Genomic DNA, 2,275 nt, shown 5'->3' on the forward strand with positions numbered 1-2,275 from the left:
GTTCGACAAACTGGCCGTTCGCTACCTCGCCACCGTGCAGATCGCCGCGATCAACCGATGGCTATGAACCCACCTTTTAAACACGACCTAGGCCGTGCCTGCTGGTAGCGCGGCTGGCCGCCACCGGCGCGGCTCGTCAGCAGGTTCGCCCGGGTGACAGCCGAAGGTCAACGGCCGCTAGCTGAGCCAGCCCATTCACACCGTTGGAATACCCGTACTGCCCGGTATTCGCCAGTCGGACAAACTGATCTGCCGGAATGAGTACACGTGATCATGGCGGGACGCATTCTGTCTCAGGGACTGCGAGTCGCGTGCTGGATCAGCTGACACTGCTGGCTTGTTCAACTGAGACGGTTGTAGTACATCCTGCCGTAATAGTGGTTATGAGATCATGGCGACATGGCCTCCGATCGCTGGCTCACTCAAGATCACGAGCTCAAGCCGGGTGCCGTGATCTTCCGCAGCAACCGCCACTTCGCGATGGAGGCGTACTCCGCGAGCCACGGCCAGTTACTGCTGCGCAGCAATCCAGCTGACGACGAGTTTGACACCACCATCGACCTACTGTTCAAACCCGTCGAGGCGATCAAGATCCGGGACGGCTACGCCGGACTGGTGGTCAGATGCGCGACCACACCGGAGGCGGAAGCGATTTTCGCGTCCATGCCTGGTGCGCGAGCCGATCGCGGCGACCGAGTGTTCATGCTGGAAAGCCAAGGTCGATCCGACTACGTGGTCAGCATGGGGTTTGGCCGGCACGAAGGGATCCTGCCCCGGGTCCAAGGAAGCTTCTTCAACACCGCCGACGCGTACTTGCCACAGTGGCCAACCGAGCCGCTGTTCGGGTTGAACCCGGGGTTCAACGTAGCTTCCGTCCAGGATCTCGTCGCCGCGCTCGGCTCGAATCATGACCAGCCGACCGGCCGAAGCCAGTATCGGTACGTCTTCGTCGTCATGGTTGACGTCGGCCGCGACGTGCGACCGCATGTGTCAGGCTCGGGGGTTTTCCTTACTCAGCAGGATGCCGAAGCGGCGCAGGCGATCCTTGCGCCGAAGGTCAAGTCCTGCTGGATCGAAGTGCTTCCGATTGTCGTGTAGCGCGGCTGATCCGAGCCGCTTGCGACCCTTGATGACGAACTCGTAGACCGCGGCGACGGCCGGTACCACCACGCCGAGAGTCGCGAGTGCCACGCTCCACCAGAACTTGATGTCGACCCTCCGGCGAACTCCACGTTGTCCGTCGATGTCAGGCGGGGTACGAACCGGTTGAGCCGGGCTGCGCCAAGGGTTGAAGCAACGTTCACAGCCCGGCTGCCGGTCCCTCGTTCCCTGGGTCTGGTGGCTGCATCTGCCGGCCCCAGACCACCTGCCGCCGGGGTGGCCCGTGACCGCGGCGACCACCGCGTTCGCCTGCCACGGCATCGCGGGCGTACGCATCGAGCGGACCGCCCAGGCGGCGCGCATCAGCGAAGTGCAAACCGTGGGTTGACGGCCGGAGCCGACGCCCTCGATCACCAGGGGCTACAGGTTTGGCACGAGCCGCATACAACGCCGCGGTGTAGCCCGACGGTCCGGAACCGATGATGATCAGACGCGAATCGACTCCATGTTCAGGAGGCGGGGAGCAAGTCGGCGAGCAGCACCTCGATGCGGGCCTTGATCTCGTCACGGATCGGGCGCACGGAGTCGACGCCCTTGCCGGCCGGGTCCTCGAGTTTCCAGTCCTCGTAGCGCTTGCCGGGGAAGACCGGGCAGGCGTCGCCGCAGCCCATGGTGATGATGGCGTCGGACTCCTTGGCAGCGTCCCAGGTGAGTTTGGTGGGGGTCTGGTCGGTGATGTCGATGCCGACCTCCTTCATGGCCTCGACCGCGGCGGGGTTGATCTGGTCGGCGGGCTCGGACCCGGCGGAGCGGACCTCCACGCGGTCACCGGCGAGGTGGCGCAGCCAGCCGGCGGCCATCTGGGAGCGGCCGGCGTTGTGGACGCAAACGAACAGGACGGTGGGCTTGGTGTCACTCATCGAAAAGCCTCCGTGGAAACCCCCGGCTTTAGCCGTGGGGAGGAATCGGATTCCCTGCGGAGCAGGGTAGGGAAAGCCGGTTCGCCGCCAAGGCGGATCCGGCGTCTCACCGATGGGGTCCAAGGGAACAGGCGTGCTGAAGTTTCGGGTGTTCCAGCGGGTGAGAACCAAGCCGATCGGAATGAACGTGTTTTGCCACGGCGGAGCGTAACCGTGCCAGTGCTGACGACGTGAGACATGCGGCTCGCCTCCCC

2 protein-coding genes are annotated in these 2,275 nt (G+C 64.4%); one reads left to right on the forward strand and one right to left on the reverse strand.

Features of this window, described 5'->3' with window-relative positions; all coding sequences use genetic code 11:
- Positions 1–399: 399 nt before the first annotated feature.
- Positions 400–1,098 (forward strand): hypothetical protein, encoded by a 699-nt coding sequence (locus tag AB0I88_RS41205; protein ID WP_361037737.1) that lies wholly within the window; start codon positions 400–402, stop codon positions 1,096–1,098.
- A gap of 512 nt (positions 1,099–1,610) precedes the next feature.
- Here the strand turns inward: AB0I88_RS41205 and AB0I88_RS41210 are convergent.
- Positions 1,611–2,021 (reverse strand): arsenate reductase ArsC, encoded by a 411-nt coding sequence (locus AB0I88_RS41210; RefSeq protein ID WP_361037739.1) that lies wholly within the window; start codon positions 2,019–2,021, stop codon positions 1,611–1,613.
- Positions 2,022–2,275: the final 254 nt, after the last annotated feature.

It is taken from the genome of Actinoplanes sp. NPDC049802, assembly GCF_040656595.1.
GTDB lineage: Bacteria > Actinomycetota > Actinomycetes > Mycobacteriales > Micromonosporaceae > Actinoplanes.

Coding starts and splice junctions, on each gene's coding strand:
- AB0I88_RS41210 (WP_361037739.1), bottom strand. CDS start 2,021: ATGAGTGACACCAAGCCCACCGTCCTGTTCGTTTGCGTCCACAACGCC.
- AB0I88_RS41205 (WP_361037737.1), top strand. CDS start 400: ATGGCCTCCGATCGCTGGCTCACTCAAGATCACGAGCTCAAGCCGGGT.